The organism is Saliphagus sp. GCM10025317 (assembly GCF_042663665.1).
Classification (GTDB): domain Archaea; phylum Halobacteriota; class Halobacteria; order Halobacteriales; family Natrialbaceae; genus Natronosalvus.
In genome coordinates, this window is the sequence record NZ_JBHTAQ010000007.1 from 959,144 (window position 1) to 978,006 (window position 18,863).

The 18,863-nt window shown below is 65.2% G+C and carries 19 protein-coding genes and 1 pseudogene; 10 read left to right on the forward strand and 10 right to left on the reverse strand.

Annotation, left to right across the window (positions count from 1 at the left end; translation table 11 throughout):
* Nucleotides 1-33 precede the first annotated feature (33 nt).
* From ACFQS4_RS19325 to ACFQS4_RS19340, 4 genes and pseudogenes are all read left to right on the forward strand, one after another.
* A pseudogene (locus tag ACFQS4_RS19325) lies at nt 34-729 on the forward strand (ABC transporter ATP-binding protein); the annotation flags it as partial.
* Nucleotides 726-1,466 carry an ABC transporter ATP-binding protein gene (locus ACFQS4_RS19330; protein WP_500195574.1) on the forward strand — a complete coding sequence of 247 codons (741 nt, stop codon included), beginning with the start codon at nt 726-728 and terminating at the stop codon, nt 1,464-1,466. The pseudogene ACFQS4_RS19325 and the gene ACFQS4_RS19330, both read left to right, overlap by 4 nt.
* Complete coding sequence (locus tag ACFQS4_RS19335; protein WP_500195576.1) at nt 1,463-2,266, forward strand: SDR family NAD(P)-dependent oxidoreductase; 804 nt, start codon at nt 1,463-1,465, stop codon at nt 2,264-2,266. Before ACFQS4_RS19330 ends, ACFQS4_RS19335 begins: the two co-directional genes overlap by 4 nt.
* Before the next feature lie 191 nt (nt 2,267-2,457).
* The gene (locus ACFQS4_RS19340; protein ID WP_500195578.1) at nt 2,458-3,852 is read left to right on the forward strand and encodes an FAD-binding oxidoreductase; all 1,395 of its coding nucleotides are present in this window, start codon (nt 2,458-2,460) and stop codon (nt 3,850-3,852) included.
* A gap of 29 nt (nt 3,853-3,881) precedes the next feature.
* Here the strand turns inward: ACFQS4_RS19340 and hisD are convergent, their stop codons facing one another.
* Together hisD and ACFQS4_RS19350 are read right to left on the reverse strand one after the other, a co-directional pair.
* Nucleotides 3,882-5,168 (reverse strand): histidinol dehydrogenase, encoded by a 1,287-nt coding sequence (hisD, locus tag ACFQS4_RS19345; protein ID WP_500195581.1) that lies wholly within the window; start codon nt 5,166-5,168, stop codon nt 3,882-3,884.
* A gap of 107 nt (nt 5,169-5,275) precedes the next feature.
* On the reverse strand, nt 5,276-5,995 hold the full coding sequence (locus tag ACFQS4_RS19350; RefSeq protein WP_500195583.1) for a helix-turn-helix domain-containing protein: 720 nt from the start codon (nt 5,993-5,995) through the stop codon (nt 5,276-5,278).
* 186 nt (nt 5,996-6,181) lie between these two features.
* On the opposite strand from ACFQS4_RS19350, the gene ACFQS4_RS19355 reads away from it, so the two are divergent.
* Nucleotides 6,182-7,039: an SDR family oxidoreductase gene (locus tag ACFQS4_RS19355; RefSeq protein ID WP_500195586.1), complete on the forward strand. Its 858-nt coding sequence runs from the start codon at nt 6,182-6,184 to the stop codon at nt 7,037-7,039.
* A 190-nt stretch (nt 7,040-7,229) separates the two neighbouring features.
* Here ACFQS4_RS19355 and ACFQS4_RS19360 read toward each other — a convergent pair whose 3' ends face one another.
* Nucleotides 7,230-8,198 (reverse strand): transcription initiation factor IIB, encoded by a 969-nt coding sequence (locus ACFQS4_RS19360; RefSeq protein WP_312909371.1) that lies wholly within the window; start codon nt 8,196-8,198, stop codon nt 7,230-7,232.
* A 248-nt stretch (nt 8,199-8,446) separates the two neighbouring features.
* Here ACFQS4_RS19360 and ACFQS4_RS19365 point away from each other — a divergent pair, with 248 nt between their 5' ends.
* Nucleotides 8,447-8,950: a GNAT family N-acetyltransferase gene (locus ACFQS4_RS19365; protein WP_500195589.1), complete on the forward strand. Its 504-nt coding sequence runs from the start codon at nt 8,447-8,449 to the stop codon at nt 8,948-8,950.
* A gap of 148 nt (nt 8,951-9,098) precedes the next feature.
* Here the strand turns inward: ACFQS4_RS19365 and ACFQS4_RS19370 are convergent, their stop codons facing one another.
* From ACFQS4_RS19370 to ACFQS4_RS19390, 5 genes are all read right to left on the reverse strand, one after another.
* Nucleotides 9,099-9,827 (reverse strand): guanosine phosphorylase, encoded by a 729-nt coding sequence (locus tag ACFQS4_RS19370; RefSeq protein ID WP_500195591.1) that lies wholly within the window; start codon nt 9,825-9,827, stop codon nt 9,099-9,101.
* Nucleotides 9,828-10,173: 346 nt separating this feature from the next.
* On the reverse strand, nt 10,174-10,503 hold the full coding sequence (locus tag ACFQS4_RS19375; protein ID WP_500195594.1) for a HalOD1 output domain-containing protein: 330 nt from the start codon (nt 10,501-10,503) through the stop codon (nt 10,174-10,176).
* A 126-nt stretch (nt 10,504-10,629) separates the two neighbouring features.
* A complete protein-coding gene (locus tag ACFQS4_RS19380) occupies nt 10,630-11,517 on the reverse strand; it encodes an ATP-dependent ribose-1-phosphate kinase (protein WP_500195596.1) in 888 nt (295 codons plus the stop codon).
* 160 nt (nt 11,518-11,677) lie between these two features.
* Entirely contained in the window at nt 11,678-12,508 is an 831-nt protein-coding gene (locus ACFQS4_RS19385) for a DUF63 family protein (RefSeq protein WP_500195598.1), read from the reverse strand.
* A gap of 68 nt (nt 12,509-12,576) precedes the next feature.
* Nucleotides 12,577-13,560, reverse strand: a complete 984-nt coding sequence (locus tag ACFQS4_RS19390; RefSeq protein ID WP_500195600.1) for a ribose 1,5-bisphosphate isomerase — start codon at nt 13,558-13,560, stop codon at nt 12,577-12,579.
* A 107-nt stretch (nt 13,561-13,667) separates the two neighbouring features.
* Between ACFQS4_RS19390 and ACFQS4_RS19395 the strand changes: the two genes are divergently transcribed.
* Nucleotides 13,668-13,841: a hypothetical protein gene (locus tag ACFQS4_RS19395; protein ID WP_500195602.1), complete on the forward strand. Its 174-nt coding sequence runs from the start codon at nt 13,668-13,670 to the stop codon at nt 13,839-13,841.
* A 108-nt stretch (nt 13,842-13,949) separates the two neighbouring features.
* Here the strand turns inward: ACFQS4_RS19395 and ACFQS4_RS19400 are convergent, their stop codons facing one another.
* The gene (locus tag ACFQS4_RS19400) at nt 13,950-14,171 is read right to left on the reverse strand and encodes a hypothetical protein (RefSeq protein ID WP_500195604.1); all 222 of its coding nucleotides are present in this window, start codon (nt 14,169-14,171) and stop codon (nt 13,950-13,952) included.
* A gap of 191 nt (nt 14,172-14,362) precedes the next feature.
* Between ACFQS4_RS19400 and ACFQS4_RS19405 the strand changes: the two genes are divergently transcribed.
* The 3 genes from ACFQS4_RS19405 to ACFQS4_RS19415 all read left to right on the forward strand — a co-directional run bounded on the left by ACFQS4_RS19405 (nt 14,363) and on the right by ACFQS4_RS19415 (nt 17,989).
* On the forward strand, nt 14,363-15,724 hold the full coding sequence (locus ACFQS4_RS19405; RefSeq protein ID WP_500195606.1) for a D-aminoacyl-tRNA deacylase: 1,362 nt from the start codon (nt 14,363-14,365) through the stop codon (nt 15,722-15,724).
* Between the two features lie 136 nt (nt 15,725-15,860).
* On the forward strand, nt 15,861-17,006 hold the full coding sequence (gene ftsZ, locus ACFQS4_RS19410) for a cell division protein FtsZ (protein WP_500195608.1): 1,146 nt from the start codon (nt 15,861-15,863) through the stop codon (nt 17,004-17,006).
* Nucleotides 17,007-17,263: 257 nt separating this feature from the next.
* A complete protein-coding gene (locus tag ACFQS4_RS19415; RefSeq protein ID WP_500195610.1) occupies nt 17,264-17,989 on the forward strand; it encodes a hypothetical protein in 726 nt (241 codons plus the stop codon).
* 36 nt (nt 17,990-18,025) lie between these two features.
* On the opposite strand, the gene ACFQS4_RS19420 is transcribed toward ACFQS4_RS19415, so the two are convergent.
* Entirely contained in the window at nt 18,026-18,811 is a 786-nt protein-coding gene (locus ACFQS4_RS19420) for a helix-turn-helix transcriptional regulator (protein ID WP_500195612.1), read from the reverse strand.
* Nucleotides 18,812-18,863 lie beyond the last annotated feature (52 nt).

The following is an 18,863-nucleotide window of genomic DNA, read 5'->3' on the forward strand; positions in this document are numbered from 1 at the left end:
ACCGACGACGTCTCGCTCACGTTCGGGAAGACCCCCGGCGAGATGGTGTTCATCGTCGGTCCGAACGGCGCCGGAAAGACCACGCTCATCAACCTTCTCACGGGGTTACTCGAGCCCGATCAGGGGTCGGTCGTCGTCCACGAGGACGACGGCAGTGGCTCGACGGTCGAGCGCGACATCACGGACACGCCGCCGGAAAAACGCGTAAACGAAGGACTCGTTCGGAGCTTCCAGATCGTCCACGTCTTCGAGGAGATGACCGTTCGCGAGAACCTTCGCGTGTCCGTCCTCTCGCGTTACGGCAAGACGCTGAGCATGCGAACCCGCGACGATTCGCACAACGAAGTCGAGGGAACCGTCGACGGTCTGCTCGAACAGTTCCGCCTCGAGGACGTCGCCGACGAGGTGGCGGAGACGCTGCCGCACGGCGACCGAAAGCTCCTCGACGTGGCGATGTCGTTCGGCCTCGATCCGACGTACCTGCTCCTCGACGAGCCGACCTCCGGGGTCGCCACCCGGGAGAAGGAGTACGTCATCGAAACCATCGTCGAGGCGAGCGAGGCCGACGGCGTCACCACCGTCACGATCGAACACGACATGGACCTCGTCAAGGAGTACGCCGATCGACTGGTCGTCCTCCACGAGGGAAGCGTGTTCCGGGAGGGCAAACCCGAACTGCTCGAGACCGACAGCGAACTGCGGCGGGTCCTCCTGGGGGTGGACGAATGAGTTCGTCGCACCCGCTGCTCGAGGTCTCGAACCTCTCGGCGACCGTCGAGGGATTCGAGGTCACCCACGGCGTCGATCTGACGGTGCGCGAGGGTGAAGCCGTCGCGCTCGTCGGACGAAACGGCGCCGGGAAGACCTCGACGTTCCGGGCGATCATGGGGCTGACGCCGATCGCGAACGGGTCGATACGACTTCACGGCGAGGAACTGACGACGCTCCGACCGGAACTCATCCCGCGACGTGGAATCGGGTACCAGCCGGAAAATCGCGACCTGTTCACGGGCATGAGCGTCGAGGAGAACTTCCGGCTTCCGATCTGGACGGCGGGCGACGCCCGCGGCGTTTCGGACGAGGACGCCATGGTCGAGGACATCTTCGACCTGTTCTCCGAACTGGAGTCACGCCGCGACGCCGAGGTCCAGAACCTGAGCGGCGGCCAGGGGAAGATGACCGCGATCGGTCGGGCACTCGCGCTCAACCCAGACCTCCTCATCCTCGACGAACCGCTCGAGGGACTGGCGCCGGTCGTCGTCGAGAACCTCAAGACCTACATCCGGGAGATCATCGACCGGGACATCTCCGTGCTCGTCGCGGAGTCGAACGCGAGCCACGTCCCCGACATCGTGGACCGAATGTACGTCATGGAGCGCGGCGAGATCGTCGACAGTGGCGATCCGGACGTCCTGGTCGAGGACGAGGACATCCAGATGCTGATGCAGGGCGGTGGCGGGGAATGACGGCGGCGAACTCGAGTCCCACTACCGAGATGGCCGACCGCACCGTCTTCGTCACCGGCGCCAGCCAGGGTATCGGCCGCCGAATCGCCCTCGCGTTCGCCGACCGCGGGGCGAACGTCGCCCTCGCGGCGCGTGGCGACGGAATCGAGGAAACCGCCGACCTCGTCGGCGACCCGTCGCGGACGCTCCCCGTTCGAACCGACGTCACCGACGAGTCGTCGGTGCGCTCGTCGATCGCCGAGACCGTCGATCGATTCGGCGGCCTCGACGTCCTCGTCAACAACGCGGGGATCGCCGGACCGACGGCGCCGGTCGAGGCCGTCGAGCGCGACGACTGGGACCGGACGATGGCCGTGAACGCCACCGGTCCCTACCTGGCGACGAAACACGCCGTCGCCCACCTCCGCGAGAGCGACCGGGCGAGCGTCGTCAACATTTCGTCGATCAGCGGCAAGCGGCCGCTCGAGAACCGGACGCCCTACGTCGCCTCGAAGATGGCGGTGATTGGGCTCACCCGGACACTCGCGTTCGAATTAGGCGAGGACGACATTACGGTCAACGCGATCTGCCCGGGCGCGACCAGCGGTCCGCGGATCGAGGCCGTCATCGAGGCACAGGCCGAGAGCCTCGGCGTGGAGTACGAGGAGGCGAAACGGCGGGTGTTCACCGACGACGCCGCGCTCGAGACGCTGGTCGACGCCGACGACGTGGCCGAGATGGCGGTGTTTCTGGCGAGCGACGCGGCCCGCCACGTGACGGCCCAGGACGTCAACGTCGACGGCGGCACCACCTGGTACTGACGAGTACCTGGGGAACTCCGTCGACGTCCACGACTGAGCGAACTCGGCCACATTCCGAGGTAGCGTACGGAGACCGTCAATTTGCAGTCCGTGAATTTCTTGCAGCCTGTGCTCGACCGTCAGTGGCTGCACGAACGTCACTGCGTAGCTATCTGACCCTCGGGTCCGTACCACCCTCGAGGACGTGTCCAATGACGATCAAAACACCAGTAGACCACCCGGACTACGAAACGCTCACCGAAACGATCCGCGGCGAGGTGCTCCGTCCCGAAGACGACGGCTACGACGAGGCCCGATCGGTCTGGAACGGAATGATCGACCGCCGACCGGCCGTCGTCGTTCGGCCCACCGGCACGGCCGACGTAATCACCGCGGTCGAGTTCGCTCGCGACCACGACCTCCCCCTCGCCGTGAAGGGAGGTGGTCACAACGTCGCCGGAAACGCCGTCTGCGACGACGGCCTCACGATCGACATGTCTCCGCTTTCGTCGGTGCGAGTCGATTCCGCGGCCCGAACTGCCCGGGTCGGCCCCGGCGCGACGATGGGGGACCTCGACCACGAAACGCAGGCGTTCGGCCTCGCCACCCCGGGCGGAGTCATCTCGACGACCGGAGTCGCCGGACTCACGCTCGGGGGCGGGGTCGGCTGGCTCAGCCGCAAGTACGGGCTCGCGATCGACAACCTCCGGTCGGTCGACGTCGTCACCGCCGACGGAAACCTGATCACCGCGAGCGAAGCCGAGAACCCGGACCTCTTCTGGGCGATTCGCGGCGGTAGCGGTAACTTCGGCGTCGTCACGTCGTTCGAGTTCGACCTGCACGAGGTCGGTCCGGACGTGCTCTTCGGCCCGACCGTGTACGCCTACGAGGATGCCCCCGACGTCCTCTCACACTACGCGGCGTTCGCTCGAGACGCGCCGCCGGAGTGTACCGTCTGGGTGAACAGCGTGGCCGCACCACCGCTTCCGGTCATCCCGGAAGAAATCCACGGAACCACGGTCCTGGTGCTGGTACAGTTCTACGACGGCGACTTCGAGGAAGGCGAGGCGGTGCTCGAACCGCTCCGCGAATACGGCGACCCTATTGCCGACGCCGTCGCACCCACTCCCTACACGGAGGCCCAGCGTCTCCTGGACGATCTGTACGCTGAAGGCGCTCGCAACTACTGGAAGGCGCCGAATTTCACGGAACTCACCGACGCGACGATCGACACCATCGTCGAGTACGCTGAACGGTTCCCGACGGGACAGTCCGAAATCCTCCTCCACCAGGTCGGCGGAGCGGTCAACGAGGTCGGACCGAACGAGACCGCCTACCCGCACCGGGAGACGGCGTTCATCGCGAGCGTCGCCGCGCGGTGGGAGGATTCGACGAACGACGACGAGTGCATCGCTTGGGTGCGGGAGTGCCACGACGCGCTCGAGGAAGGGGCCACCGGCGGAACGTACGTAAACTTCGAGGGCGACCAGGAGGGCCGCGAGCGAAACGCCTACGGCGAGAACTACGATCGTCTCGCCGAGACGAAAGCCGAGTACGATCCGAAGAACGTCTTCCGGATGAATCAGAACGTCGAGCCGGCGAGGTAGGGTTCGGTGAGGGGTGGTTTCTCGCCGAATTACTGCCGCTCCGTCTCGCCGTCGAACCGCTTCTCGGCAGAGAGTCGGTGCGCGACCGTCCCCTCGAGTTCGCAGATTTTGGCCGCGTGCGGCGCGATCGAAGCCGCTCCCTCGGCGGTCAGTTGCTGGTGGGTGAGCGTCTTCAGGTAGGTACCGATCCAGATGCCGCCGGTGTACGTCGACACCTCGAGCGTCGGTAGACAGTGGTTCGTCCCGACGGCCTTGTCCCCGAAGACGACCGGCGAGTGGTGGCCCAGAAAGAGCGAGCCGTAGTTGACGAGGTCGTCGACGTACTCGCGGGGCTCGTCGCACATCACCTGGAGGTGTTCCATCGCGTAGTCGTTCGCGACCGCGACGGCGGCATCGCGGTCTTCGGCGACGATCACCTCGCCGTTTTCCGCCCAGCAGGTTCGGGCGGTTTCGGCCGTCGGCAGGTCCTCGAGTTGCGCCTCGACGGCGTCGATCGTCTCCCGGGCGAGCGATTCCTCGAGCGAGACGAGGACTACCCGGGAGTCGGTGTCGTGTTCGGCCTGGGCGAGCAGGTCGGTCGCCACCAGGTCGGGGTCGGCGGTGTCGTCGGCGATAATGAGCACCTCAGTCGGTCCGGCGAGGAAGTCGACGCCGACGTGGCCGAACACCTGTCGCTTCGCCTCTGTCGTGTAGGCGTTCCCGGGGCCAGTGACGACGTTCACGGTCGGCACGGATTCGGTGCCGTAGGCCATCGCCGCGATCGCCTGGGCGCCGCCCACGCAGTAGATTTCGTCCGCGCCGGCCCGGTCCATGGCGTGCAGCTGTGCGGGCTGGACGCTCCCGTCGTCCTGGGGCGGCGCGCAGGCGACGACGTGTTCGACGCCGGCGACGACGGCGGGAACGATCGTCATCGCCGGCGACGCGACGAGGGGGTATCGTCCGCCCGGGACGTACACCCCCGCTCGCTCGATAGGGACCACCCGCTGCCCGAGTCGAATCCCGTCGTCGAACTCGCGCTCGAACCCTTCGAGGTGGTCGCGCTGTTCCTCGTGGAATTCGCGGACGTTCTCGATCGTCGCGTCGATCACGTCCCGATCCTCCTCGGAGAGGTGCTCTCGAGCCGTCGCCAGTTCCTCGTCCGTCACCCGAATCGACTCCCGCTCGACGCCGTCGAACCTGGCGGTGAGTTCGCGGAGGGCGTCGTCCCCGTCGCCTCGGACGGCGGCGACGATTTCGGAGACGGATTCGGTCACTTCGGGTGGAAACTCGAGCGACGGCCGTTCGGCGCCCTTGATGTGCGTGCTATTTTCTATCACGATATTGATTGACGCGGCTCCTTCGGATAAACTCCGATGTTAACACGGAAACACGGGGAGAAATGTCGCAGGTCAGTGCGTTCGCGAGAGTGGTGTCGCCATCGCCCCTAGAGCGGATTCTCCTCGTCGTCCAGATCCGAAAGCGCCGATAGGGCCGCCCCGAGCAGTTTGCGCTCGCTCCGCCGAAGGTTCATTGAGACGGCCGTCTTCGAGACGTCGAAGTGATCCGCGAGTTCGTCGAGGGTCGCCCCTCGAGGCGTCTCGTAGTAGCCGAATTGAGAGGCCGTTTCGAACGTCTTCCGTTCGGTTTCCGTGAGCGACCGGCAGCCGTCGAGCAACCGCCTCGCGCTGTCGGCGTTCTCGAGGAGATCGAACAGCGTGGACGCGCCGAACTGGTCGCGGTTTTCGACGTCGTAATCGTTGTGGCGCTCGAGGTCGGCGAGCGTTCTGTCCTCAGCGTCGTCGTCGTCGAAGCCGACATGCCAGTGCTCGCGACCGTTTTCGATCTGGAACGGACCGGTAATGTACCCTCCGTGTCGCTGGATCGTCCTCATCGCGTTCGTCTGTTCGATCACCGTCCCGATCTGGGCGACGTTCCCCCGCCGCGAGAGCAGGTAGTAGTCGGACATGTTCCGGTGCTCTCGAAGTGTCTGGAGTCCGGTATCCAGCGTCCCGGGGGAATTTCCCCTGGCGATGAGGCGAGTCTCGAGTTTTTCGGCGTCCGTATCCAGTTGCCACTGGACGGCCGAGAACGCGATATCGACGTCGTCAGTGGTGTCGATGAACGGACAGTCGTACTGACGCATGTCGATATTTAGGTCGATCATCGCAGGTCAATACCCGAATGGGGCCCACCCACATTAATTGTTAGCATCTCCCTCACAGCGTTGCGTTTCCTCTCACCGGTCGTCCTCACGCGGCCACCCTGTTCGTACCCCCTGCGACCGCGCCCATTGATATGTTAACATTCGAGTTTTAGCGTGACTCGGGTCAACTAGTCACTCGAATCAACGATGACTCAGGATCAGGTCGCTGTCCCGGCGGTCACTCGAGAGACGATTCATACGGTAGATGACGATTCGTTCGCCGAGGAGAACGTCTGTATCGTCACCGGCGCCGCCTCTGGCATCGGCCAGGCGGTGGCCCTCGCCGCCGCCGAGAACGGACTCACCGTCGCCGCAACGGACTACGACGAGGCCGGCCTCGAGGAAACGGTCGACCGCGCCGACGAAATCGGTGTCGCCGGGTCCGTAGCGCCGGTGGTCGGCGATCTCACCGTCGACGAAGACATCGAGTGGATCGTCGAGGAGGCGGCGAATCTCGGCTCCGTGAAGTACCTCGCCAACGTCGCCGGGATGCAACACATCGACGCCATCGAGGAGTTTCCGATGGACGCCTACGACCGCATCCACCAGATCATGCTCAGAGCACCGATCTATCTGACGAAGCTCTGTATCCCACACTTTCGAGAGACGGCGGACGAACGTGGGTGCGTCGGGAACATGGCCTCGGTTCACGGACACTACGTCACGAGCGACAAAGTCGCCTACAACGTCTCGAAGTTCGGCCTGCGCGGCCTCACGCAGTCGATCGCTGCCGAGGGCGGGGGTGACGTTCGATCGTTCTCGGTCAGTACGGGGTACGTCAAGACCCCCCTCGTCACGAACCAGCTCCAGGACACTGCCGAACAGCGCGGGATCAGCGTCGACGAGGTCATCTCCGACGTGATGCTCGGTCAGTCCCGCGTCAAGGAGATGATGGACCCGGTCGACGTCGCCAACCTCTTCGTCGTCGGGTTCTCGAAGCTCGGGCGCCACCTCGACGGTGGCGACTTGCTCTTCGACGGCGGGATGACCCTGACCTACGAGTGATCGCGGATGAAGCGATGCGGGTGAGCCTCGGGGTGTGGACGGATGGCGTCCGCTCGAGTGCTCGAGTAACGTCGGTGCCACGAGGGGAGAAGTCGACGAGATAACGGTGACAATTCACTGATGGGGCGATCGCCACGCTCACCACGTTGACGGATCCGAAAACATCGCCTCGAGAACGACCGTTCGCCGATCAGTACAGCCCGACTGCCTCGATCTGCTCCTGGTATCGGTTGCGGATCGTCACCTCGGTCACCTGGGCGACGTTGGCGACCTCCCGCTGGGTCTTCTTCTCGTTACAGAGCAGCGAGGCAGCGTAGATGGCTGCGGCAGCGTAGCCAGTCGGCGATTTCCCGGAGAGGAGCCCCTTCTCGGCGGTGACGTCGATGATCTCGTTGGCCTTCGCCTGGACCTCCTCGGAGAGCTCGAGTTCTGAACAGAACCGGGGGACGTACTTCTTCGGGTCGACGGGCTCCATGCCTAGACCGAGTTCCTGAGCCACGTAGCGGTAGGTGCGGCCGATCTCCTTGCGGTCGACCCGCGAGACGGCGGCGACCTCCTCGAGACTCCGCGGGATGCCCTCGATTCGGCAGGCGGCGTACAGCGCCGAGGTGGCGACGCCCTCGATGGACCGCCCGCGGATGAGGTCCTCCTGGAGCGCCCGGCGATAGAGCATGCAGGCGACCTCGCGGACGGATCGTGGAATCCCCATCGCCGAGGACATCCGGTCGATCTCGGAGAGCGCAAACTGGAGGTTGCGCTCGCCCGCGTCCTTGGTCCGGATGCGTTCTTGCCACTTGCGCAGGCGATGCATCTGGCTGCGTTTCTCCGAGGAGAGCGAGCGGCCGTAGGCGTCCTTGTCTTTCCAGTCGATGGCTGTCGTCAGCCCCTTGTCGTGCATCGTCTGGGTCGTCGGCGCGCCCACGCGCGATTTGCTGTCGCGCTCGGCCGCGTTGAACGCCCGCCACTCTGGCCCGCGGTCGATCCGGGATTCCTCGACGATCAGTCCACATCGCTCGCAACTGATTTCGCTCCCCCCATCGCTCGTCACGAGCGACTCGGACTCACACTCCGGACACTGTTTGACCGTCGACTGAGTCGAGTCCGTTTCTTTCGTCGCCGACGTCGCGGATTGCTCTCGTTCGCGGGTGGGGCGTATCATCGGATACCTCCCTGAATGCGACGGGGAGGGTTAAGCCCTCTGTCCGGTCTTCTGACAGTTACTCACCGAAACTCGCTCGTTTCCGCTCTCGAACTGTGGCCGTCGACTGCTCCTCGAGTCAACTGCCCTCGCAGCTCGAACGATACACGTGGAACCGACGGATTCGCCGTATTGACCCCGTAGACCTTCGTCTCCCAGGGACTGGGAACGCGAGCCAGGCTTAGGACCATGTCGCCCGAAGCGAACGTATGGTCACCGCCACCGATCAGCACCGACGACCCTCGCCCCCGACGACGTTCACGGATCGCGCGGAGCGACCGATCACTGTCGATGCCTACGCTGGCGGCCCCGAACCAGTGGTCGAGATGTATACCCACTTCGACGACGAATCGCGGTCCCAGGGGCTTCCACCGCGGGGCGAATCCCGGATACGCGAGTGGCTTAGCGGACTCCTCGACGGTGGGCTCCACGTCGTCGCGCGCCATCGAGGCGACGTGGTCGGTCACGCCGTCCTGGTTCCGTTCGATGACCGAGCCGAGCTGGCGATCTTCGTCCGGCCGGCGTACCAGTCGGCGGGGATCGGGACGCGGCTCATCAGCCGTTTGCTCGAGTACGGCCGGGAAAACGGCGTGACCCACGTCTGGCTGACCGTTGACCGGAACAATCGCATCGCGATGAACCTCTACCGATCGGCCGGGTTCGAGACGACGGCGCGCAACCGCGGCGATTACGAGATGGAACGATACCTGTGAACGCGGGGCGCGCGGACCCGGCCCGTCCCACTTCGGAACCACACTCGAGTATGCGGTGACGGGGTCGTCGCTCGAGAACGCGATAACGAAGTCGCCGAACGAAGAGAGCATCCGCGATGGGACTCCCGACTATCGCAGTGACCCTCGTCTACAGGTTCGTCGTCGCCTCGAGTGCGATGTCGATCGCTCGAGCGACGTTGTTTTTGGCCTTCTCGGGCAGTTCGTCGTCCTCGGTGTCGGTTCCCTTCTGGGTGCCTTTCACGAGGTTCCCGTCGACGGTACAGATGGCGCCGGCGCGGAGCCCCTTGCGTCGCGCGAGGGTGAACACGGCTGCGGCTTCCATCTCGACCGAGAGCAGGCCGGCGGCCTCCCAGTTCTCGACGTACTCGTCCGTCTCGGCGTAGTAGGCGTCGTCGCTGGCGATGGGGCCGACGTGAACGTCCTCACCGTTTTCCTCCGCGCCATCGACCAGCGCCGAGAGGACCTCGTAGTCCGGTACGGCCGGGTACTCCACGTCCTCGTAGCGCTTCGAGGTCCCCTCGTTCTTGGCGGCGCCGGTCGCGACGACCATGTCGCCAATCTCGATCTCTCGCTGGAGAGCGCCGGTCGTTCCGACGCGGACGAACGTCTCGACGCCGACGTTCGACAGTTCCTCGAGGGCGATAGCGGCGGAAGGACAGCCGATACCGGTCGAACAGATGGTCAGCTCGCGGCCGTCGTAGACGGCGTTGACGACCTTGTACTCGCGGTTCTGAGCGATCGTCTCGGATTCGCCGCAGTGGCTCGCGATGCGGTCGACGCGTCCCGGGTCGCCTGGAATCAGCGCGATGTCGTGGACGTCACCGTCGTCGACGAGCAGGTGCGGTTGAGTTGCCATGGACGGCGATTCTCGGACCGGCCGCAAAAAGGTCGCGTTCCGTCCGGCGGAAGCCGATCGGTTCGTGACACCACTCGAGGCAGGGTTCCTCGGTGCTCGGCGCTTGGTAACCGGCACTCGGTGCTCGCCAGTACCGACAACTCGAGAGCTCTACCCTTATCCGACGCCGACGCTCGGAGCGTTCGAGTTCGGTCCGCGACCAGCCGATCCCCCCCCTTACTGTCTTACTGGCTGCTCGGTCCCCTTACTCGCTGTCGCTACCTGCTATCGCCGCCCGTCGTATCGCCGATACGATTCGTCGCACAGTGTTCCGCTGGGCGAAGCTTGAGCTTTGGCGTACGCGCGGTTACGACGTGATCTCCTGTCGCTCGTCGTCAGGCGTGACGTGAATGGACATCGACGTGATGACGACCAGCCCGTCGGGGAGGTCGATCGTGATCCGGCCTGCTTCGCGGGGCGTCCCGTCGTGTCTATTGGCGAACAGTGCGTCGAGTGCCTCCGGGTCGACGTACTCGTACAGCTGTGTCGACGACGAAAGTACCTCTTCGCCTCTGTACATCGCGATTGCGGACGCCGTGGCCACGCTCAGTGGCTCGTCGTCGTCTCGCTCGTACCGAACGTGATGTCGTGCCCCAGTCCCCCGGGACCGAACGGCCCCTGCTGTTCGTTCGTTCATGTCTATCAGGTATACGTCTCCGTGACGCTACTCGAGTTGCCAACGACCAGCGCCATATAGCTACCGTCAGACACCACTGCCTGCAATAGTTTGGCAGTGAAGAACGTGATAAAAAGTGACACGAACTCAGCGGGTGCGGGCGTCGTCGAGTAGCGCCTCGACTGCACCAACCGTCGGCGCACACCGTGCCCCCTCGACGCTCGCCGCGAGCGCGCCACAGGCGTTCGCGAACTCGAGGATCTGCTCGACGTCGTCGGTCTCGAGGTACGTCGCGAGAAAGCCGGCCGCGAACGCGTCGCCGGCACCCGTCGTGTCGACGGCTTCGATGTCGAATCCGGGATGGTGAACCGATCCACCAGGCGTATGGACTTCGGCCCCGTCGCCGCCGTACTTGACGGCCAGGATGCGGTCGCTGAAGTCCGACGTGGGGTAGGTCTCCTCGATCATCGCCTCGATCTCACGGTCGTTGGCGAAGATCACGTCCGCGTGGGCCAGCGCCTCGTCGTAGTCGCGTTCTGCCAGCCGCCGTCCGGGATCGATGCTGACGGTCACGCCAGCGTCGCTGGCGAGTCGAGCGAGGCGGCCGGCCGTATCCGGTCGCTGGCTCGTCAGGTGCACGTGATCGGCGCGCTCGACGCGATCCGGTTCCAGATCGGACGGCCGGACGGCCTCGTTGACCCCGTCGTTCCCGAGGACGGCCACCTCGCCGTCGTCGTCGACCAGGATGTACTTGACCGCGGTGTCGGCGCCCTCGATGATCCGAACGCCGTCGAGGTCGACGCCTGCGGCATCGAGTTCGCGCCTGGCTAGGAGGCCGTTGTCGTCGTCGCCGACACTTCCGATGAGGCCGGCCTCGACCTCGAGGGTGGCGAGCGCGGCGGCGACGTTCGCGGCGCTTCCGCCGCCGGACTGGAGTTGTGAGTGGATGGCGGCCTCGCCGTCGGGTTCGGGGAAGCGGTCGACGCGGAGGGTGACGTCCCAGTTGACGTGGCCGGCGGTGAGTACGGTGACCATTCGACGATGGCGGAGAGACGAGAGCCGGTCAAAAAACGTTGTCGTCTCCTCTCGATCTGTGAGCGGTCGTCGGGTTTTCTCGCTACACGGGTGTTCGTCAGGTTTTCCCAGTCACTCGAGCAGTCGACACGATCTGTCGGTCACCCAAGCCAACCCGACCTCACGCCCCCACACCCACGGTAAACAGGAGGACGTTGTGGACGCCGGGACCGAGTCCGACGGCTGCGATCAATCCGAGGACGATCCGGGCCTGTCGCGGTTCCTCGCGAACGTACTCCTCGAACAGCGAGACGATGATCAGTGCGAGGACCACCTTCACGAGGACGAACAGCCAGCCGCCACCGATGTACCCCGCCGTCGGGAGCATCTCACCCACCTCGAGGATGAACGCCGAGGCGGGGACGTCCTCGCTGACGCCGAGAACGTCGTAGCCGATGGCCGTCGACACGCCGTCGAGGGCGTGGGCGAAGACGACCAGCGCGCCGGTCACCCCCGTCACGGCCGCGACGTCGGTCCGCCAGAGGCTGAGCGCCACCCAGGCGATGGCGGCGACGACGCCGGTGACGACGACGGTGATCACCGGCCAGAAGGGTTCGAAGGTTCCCAGCTGCCAGCCGATCAGGACGGTGAACGTGGCGAAGACGACGGCGAAGCCGGTCCCGACGATGCCGACGAAGCGTTCGATCGATCGTTGCAAGCCGGCGGCGTACAGAAAACTCCCGGCGATCCAGGTCAACCCGGCGACCGCCGCCGTCGTCACGTACACCGTCGGCGCGCTGAACAGCGCCTCGAGGCTCGCGGGAAACTGCTCGAGTTGGTACAGGACGTACAGCGTCGACCCCAGCATCATCCACGGGACGAACGCCATCACCGTCTCGTCGGTCACCGGCGGCGCCAGCACCCACAGGAGCGCCACGGTTCCCAGAAGTACCACCGCCAGCGGCACCACCACGTACCACGGCGGCAAGACGAAACCCTCGGGTACTACCATAGCACTACTGGGACAGACCAGCGTGAAACAATTTCCGGTTATCGGCGACGTTCGGCCGTAGCGCGGCCTCAGACCGCCCAGGGATCGGTCGTCGTCTCGCCGAAGAGGTCGCGCATGAGCATCACGATGCTCTCGGGCGGGTACTGCCCGTGTTCGGTGACGATGGCGTCGACGTGGCGGGGCGGCGTCACGTCGAACGCCGGGTTCTCGACGGTGAGGCCGTCGTCGGGTACGTCGCCGTCGGCCGCGACGTCCGCGTAGGCCGTCTCCTCGAGCACTTCCCGTTCGTCACGCATCTCGATCTCGACGGTGTGGCCCGTCATTGTGTCGGGGTGGAGTTTGATCGACTGGGCGGCGACCATCACCGGCACGCCGCGCTCGCGGGCGTTGACGGCCAGGCCGCTGGTGCCGATTTTGTTGATGACGCTGCCGTCGGCGGCGATGCTGTCGGCCCCGACGAGCACGTGGTCGGCCTCGTCGAGGTACCGCCGGGCGGCGTTGTCGACGATCAGCGTGACGGGGACGCCCATCGAGCGCAACTCGCTGGCGGTGATGTGCCCCTGGAGGCGTGGCCGGGTCTCCTTGACGATCGCCTCGATGTGCTTGCCGTCCTCGATGGCCGCCTCGACGCAGGCAAGCGCGTCCGTCGAGTGGCAGTGGGTCATGACGACGTCGCCGTCGCGAAGTCGGTTCGCGCCGACCTCGCCGAGGGTCTCTTGGGCCTGCTCGAGGTCCTCCTGAAAGGCCTCGGAGCGGGCGACCGTCGACTCCCGCATGACCTCGACGGTCTCGCCCTCCACGCCACGGAGAACGTACCGCAGGGCGTTGGGCAGGCTCACCGCGGTCGGTCGCGTCTCGTACAGCGCCGAGGCCGCCGCCTCGAGTTCCTCGCGGAACGCTTCCGGCGAGTCCGCCTCGGAGCGCTCGGCCTGGGCGGCGAGGGCGGCCGCCGCGGCGTCGGCGATTGTGGCCGCGCCGCGAACCTCCATGTCGGCGATGTCGGTGGCGGTCTCCTCGACGACGGGGGCGACGTCGGGCGTCTCGTTGCTCATGGGTCGACGTTCGTCGGCCGAGGCCAAAAGTCCGCGGGCGTAGTCGGCCGCTGTCGTCTTAGGCGGACCAAAACCTATATAGGTTTAGGCTCGCCTAACACCTGCTAATGGACGTTCCCGTACAGCGCGACGATGGTCGCTCGCTCGAGCGCTCCGACGACGCGGACGCCGACTGCCTGGTGACCTGTCACGAGACCCGCCCCGGCAAAGCCGTTTTCACCGAGTGGAACAACACCGACGCCTGGATCGCGACCGACCTGACCGTCGACCTCGAGCCCTGATCCGGTCCTAACGGCGCCCGGCGCCATTCTCGCACCAACCCGCCGCCTGCGACTCGCGGCCATCGGGTGACGAACCGCGCGTCGATTCCGCCATAGATTCCAGTTCCTTCACTCTCCAGTCGTCTGGTATTTCCCAAACACGCACTCCAAAGAGAACATCACGAGTCCCATCGTGAGTGCCTGGACGAGGAGGAACTCGTCACTCAACGTGACCCCGACTACGAGAACGCCGACACCTGCCGACATCCCCAACAGGGCTGCATACTGTACGTGAGAGAGTCCCTTCGCCCACTCGTCAGTGCGCCTGTAGAGGCGAGTTACAGCGTTCATACTGACGATACGGGTACTCCGAATGAAATATGTTGCGCAAGTGATGAACGTCATCGACCCACCCCAGTTCCAGGTACTGTTTCTGATCCACGAAACCGTCTTCCGGCCCGTCGAATGCACGTGTAGTTCGCAGTGCGAACTCTCGGATCGAAAACGGAGCCTATTCGGTCCCCCGCGGCCGACGACCCACCGTGATCGCCATCGTCGAGAGTCGTGCCGACCGCGCCTCGAGTCACATCTGCTCCCACCTTCGCGAGCTGGGTGACTGGGAGGAACGCGTCGACCCGGAGACGCCCGACGCCGAGGGCGGCGGCACCTACTATCGCACCGACGGCGCCGAGTTGCGGTCGTTCGACGCCCTCCACCTGGACCTCGAGCGGCCCGTCGACGCCTTCGACGCGGACCCCGAACCTGACCTCCTCGTCTTCGCCTCGCGTCACTCCGGAAACACCGGCCCGCTGCTGACGGCCCACACCACCGGCAACTTCGGCCCTGCGGAGTTCGGCGGCGAGCCGAACGCCGTCGCTGAGGCGGCTCCGAACGCCCTCGCCGAACTCCTCGAGGCGTTCGATCGCTACGCGCCCGAGGGGTACGACACCGGCCTCGAGTGTACCCACCACGGCCCGACCGACGTCGGCTGTCCCTCGCTGTTCGCGGAACTTGGGAGCGACGACGCGCAGTGGGACGACCCCGAGGGCGCCCGCGCCGTCGCGAAGGGGATCCTCGAGTTGCGGGACGTCGCCCCGCACCGGCGACGGACCTTCGTCGGCTTCGGCGGCAACCACTACGTCCCCCGGTTCGAACGGATCGTCAGGGAGACCCCCTGGCGCGTCGGCCACGTCGCCGCCGACTGGGCGCTCGAGGCGATGGGCGATCCGGCCGACCACCACGATGTGATCCAGGCGGCGTTCGACGCGAGCGACGCCGACCACGCCGTCGTCGACGGCGAGTGGCCTGACCTCGAGGACACGATCGAGGACCTCGGCTACCGCGTCGTGAGCGAAACCTGGCTCCGCGAGGTCAGCGACCGACCGCTGGACCTCGTCGACGCCGTCGAGTCTCGGCTCGGGATCGTCGACGACGGCGTCCGGTTCGGTTCCCGTCGTACGGCCGACTTCGCGGTCGCCGACCTGCCCACGGAACTGCTCGAGGCCGCGGAAGCCGTCGACGCAGAGGCCGTTCGGGCTGCCCTCGAGTCCACGGCGGTCGCGTTCGAGACGCGAAACGGCGGGAGCCGAGTCGGGAGACGAGCCGCCTTCCCAACTACCGGCCCAGATGGTGAGGACCCGCTCGAGTCCATCGTCCGGACGGCCGCAACGGTGCTCGAGGACCGCTACGAGACCGTCGACGTCCGCGAGCGAGCAGTGGTCGTCCGCGAGGTCGCCTTCGACCCGGCGCTCGCTCGCGAGGCGGGCGTCCAGGAGGGCCCGAAGTTCGGACGACTGTCAGCGGGTGAAGACGTGACCGTAGACGGGACGACCGTCCGGGCCGAGGACGTGTCTCGAGAGCGAAGCAAATCGTTCCCGTGGAACCGTCTCGAGGACGAGAAGTAACGATCGATTACGGAATTTCTGCTGTCGATACGTCGGTGACACTTCGATTACCTGTAAGAATCTATTACTATGTCTGACGTCTGACTGACGCGTGGGGGAAAGATAATAATACTCCATCCTCTAGAACGGAACAAGAATGGACTCAATTGTCGAAAATGCCATCGACGAGGCCGAGGAGGACGCCGCCGAGGGCGTCCCCGGGGCCGAGGAACCCCACGAGGGCGGGGCCGACGCTGGCGCGAACTCCGGGACGATGACCGACGACGAACTGCTCGACGTGCTTGACGACCTCCAGACGAACATCACGGTCGTCGGCTGTGGCGGTGCGGGCGGCAACACCGTCGATCGGATGAACGAGGAGGGCATCCACGGGGCGAAACTGGTCGCCGCCAACACTGACGTTCAGCACCTCGTCGAGATCGACGCCGATACCAAGATCCTGATGGGCGAGCAGAAGACCTCCGGGCGGGGCGCGGGATCGCTCCCGCAGGTCGGCGAGGAGGCCGCCCTCGAGAGCCAGCAGGACATCTACGACGCCATCGACGGCGCCGACATGGTGTTCGTCACCGCCGGCCTCGGCGGCGGCACCGGTACCGGCTCGGCCCCCGTGGTCGCGAAGGCAGCCCGCGAGTCCGGCGCGCTGACGATTTCGATCGTCACGACGCCCTTCACCGCGGAGGGCGAGGTTCGTCGGACCAACGCCGAGGCCGGCCTCGAGCGCCTGCGGGACGTCTCCGACACCGTCATCGTCGTCCCGAACGACCGCTTGCTGGACTCGGTCGGCAAACTCCCCGTCCGCCAGGCGTTCAAGGTCAGCGACGAGGTCCTGATGCGCTCGGTCAAGGGCATCACCGAACTCATCACCAAACCCGGTCTGGTCAACCTGGACTTCGCCGACGTTCGCACCGTGATGGAACGCGGTGGCGTCGCCATGATCGGTCTCGGGGAGTCCGACTCCGAGGCGAAAGCCGAGGACTCCGTGAAGACTGCCCTCCGCTCGCCCCTGCTCGATGTCGACATTTCCGGCGCGAACTCCGCACTCGTCAACGTCACCGGTGGCAACGACATGTCCATCGAGGAAGCCGAGGGCGTCGTCGAGGAGATCTACGACCGGATCGACCCCGACGCTCGCATTATCTGGGGGACCTCGATCGACGAGACCCTCGAGGGATCGATGCGTACCATGATCGTCGTCACTGGCGTCGAATCCCCACAGATCTACGGCCGGCCGGACGGCGAGGCCGTCCAACCCGAGGGCGACGACATCGACTTCGTCGACTGAATCGCCGATTCTCCCGCGTTTCGTTCCATCTAATAGTCGATTCTGAGGATACCGATTCGGCTCTTTGAGATTCTCGAGCGGAGGTCGTGGCCAGACGATCGCGCTTTTCGGTCGTTTCGCCTCCGCTCTTCGCTCATCTCGTAACGTTCTCACTCTTCGGTCACTCCCGTCACTCCGTAACGCTCTCACCATCCGTTCACGCCGTGAATTCGTCTCACCGAGTGAGTACAATATCCCCGGGAGCCAACGATCGGGCGATGCAATCACGTGCGAATCGTGGCTTCTCGAGGCGACGACTGCTTCGGACTGCGGGTGTCACCGCGGCCCTCGTTCTCGGCGGCTGTCTCGACGACGTACCGATTGGGGACGTAGAAGCCGACGAGGACGGTGACGATGGCGGCGACAGCGACGGAACCGATAGCGGAACTGACTCGAGCGATCGCTCACAGACCGGTGATCCAGGCGACGCGTCCTGGAACCCCTTCAAGTTCGACCGCCCGATCACCTACACCTACGAGACCTACTCGGCCGACGAGGGTGCGGGAACGCTCGTCTGGGACGTCACCGACGTAACCGACGAGGAGGCCACGGTCACGCTTGAGTACGAAACAGCAGAAACCCAGTTCGAGACGACCGTCAGCGGGACGAAGGAGGACCTCCAGAGCGACCTGATTCTTACGCCGGCGGGCACGTTCGTCCTCGCGACGCTCTTTTCGCCAACCATGGGCTACTACGAGGGACGTACGCTTTCGGTCGGCGACGAGTGGTCGTACTCCTCGTTCGACGGCTCGATGCGGTTCGCGATCACCGAGCGGCGGACGTACGCGGGCGTCGAGTGTTACGCCTCCGTCACCGAGGTTGACGGGCGGGCCGTCCACGAGGGCTGTTTCGCACCCGACCTCGGACTGGCGCCGTACACCGTCTACTACGACGAGAACGGCGAGCGAACCTTCGAGCTAACGCTGATTTCGGTCGATACGTAGTGTTGGAGGAAGGCTCGAGTCGCTTTTGGAGACAATTCAGACGAGGCGATCCGCATCTTTCCGATAGCGCTCGAACAACTGTTCTCCCCACGCGTACGCGTCCTCGTTATCGGTGTCGACGAACACCTCGAGGAGCCCCGTCTCGTCGTCGTACCCTCCGATTCCGACCCGGTCGTCGAACAGCGCGAGGCCGAACGGGACCTCCTCGCGGACCCAGAGCGTGAAGTTGTCCCGGTCGAACGCGTCGGTCGCGAGGTCGGTGTACTCGGTCGCCAACCGTTCGACGACCGCCTGGTCGTAGACGAGTTCGACCGGCAACCCGTCTGCGATACGGTCGTAGACGTCCTCGACGTACGTGGGTGAAACCGACGTCGTGTCGATGCCGCGGATCGAGGAGGTGGCCTCGAGCAATTCGATGAACCGATTCAGCGGGCGGTACGGATCGTGGGGCTCGACGAGGGTGACGGTCGCGTCGTCGAACCACGCGAAGTCGATCGGCGCCGACGGCGTGGCGGCCGTGACCACGTCGTACAGTGGAGCCAGTCGGTGCGTCTCGGCGACCGTTGATCGGTACGTCGCGGCGGCTCGTCCCAGCGCCTCGCCGAACGGGGTCAGCGCGTAGCCTTGAGCCGTCCGCTCGATCCAGTTCTTCTCTCGAAAGGACGTGAGAATCCGATGGGCAGTCGCCGGCGATACCTCGAGCGCCGCGGCGAGTTCGGGTTTCTCGAGGGGTTCGTCGGCCAGCACGTCGAAAACGTCGTGCCGCCGGATCAGTTCGACGAGCACGTCCTCGGTGTTCGCTTCGGCCGAACGAGTATTCATTAGTAGTGTATCATATTCACGGTATAAAGTCTTTTCAGAGATTGAAATCCGA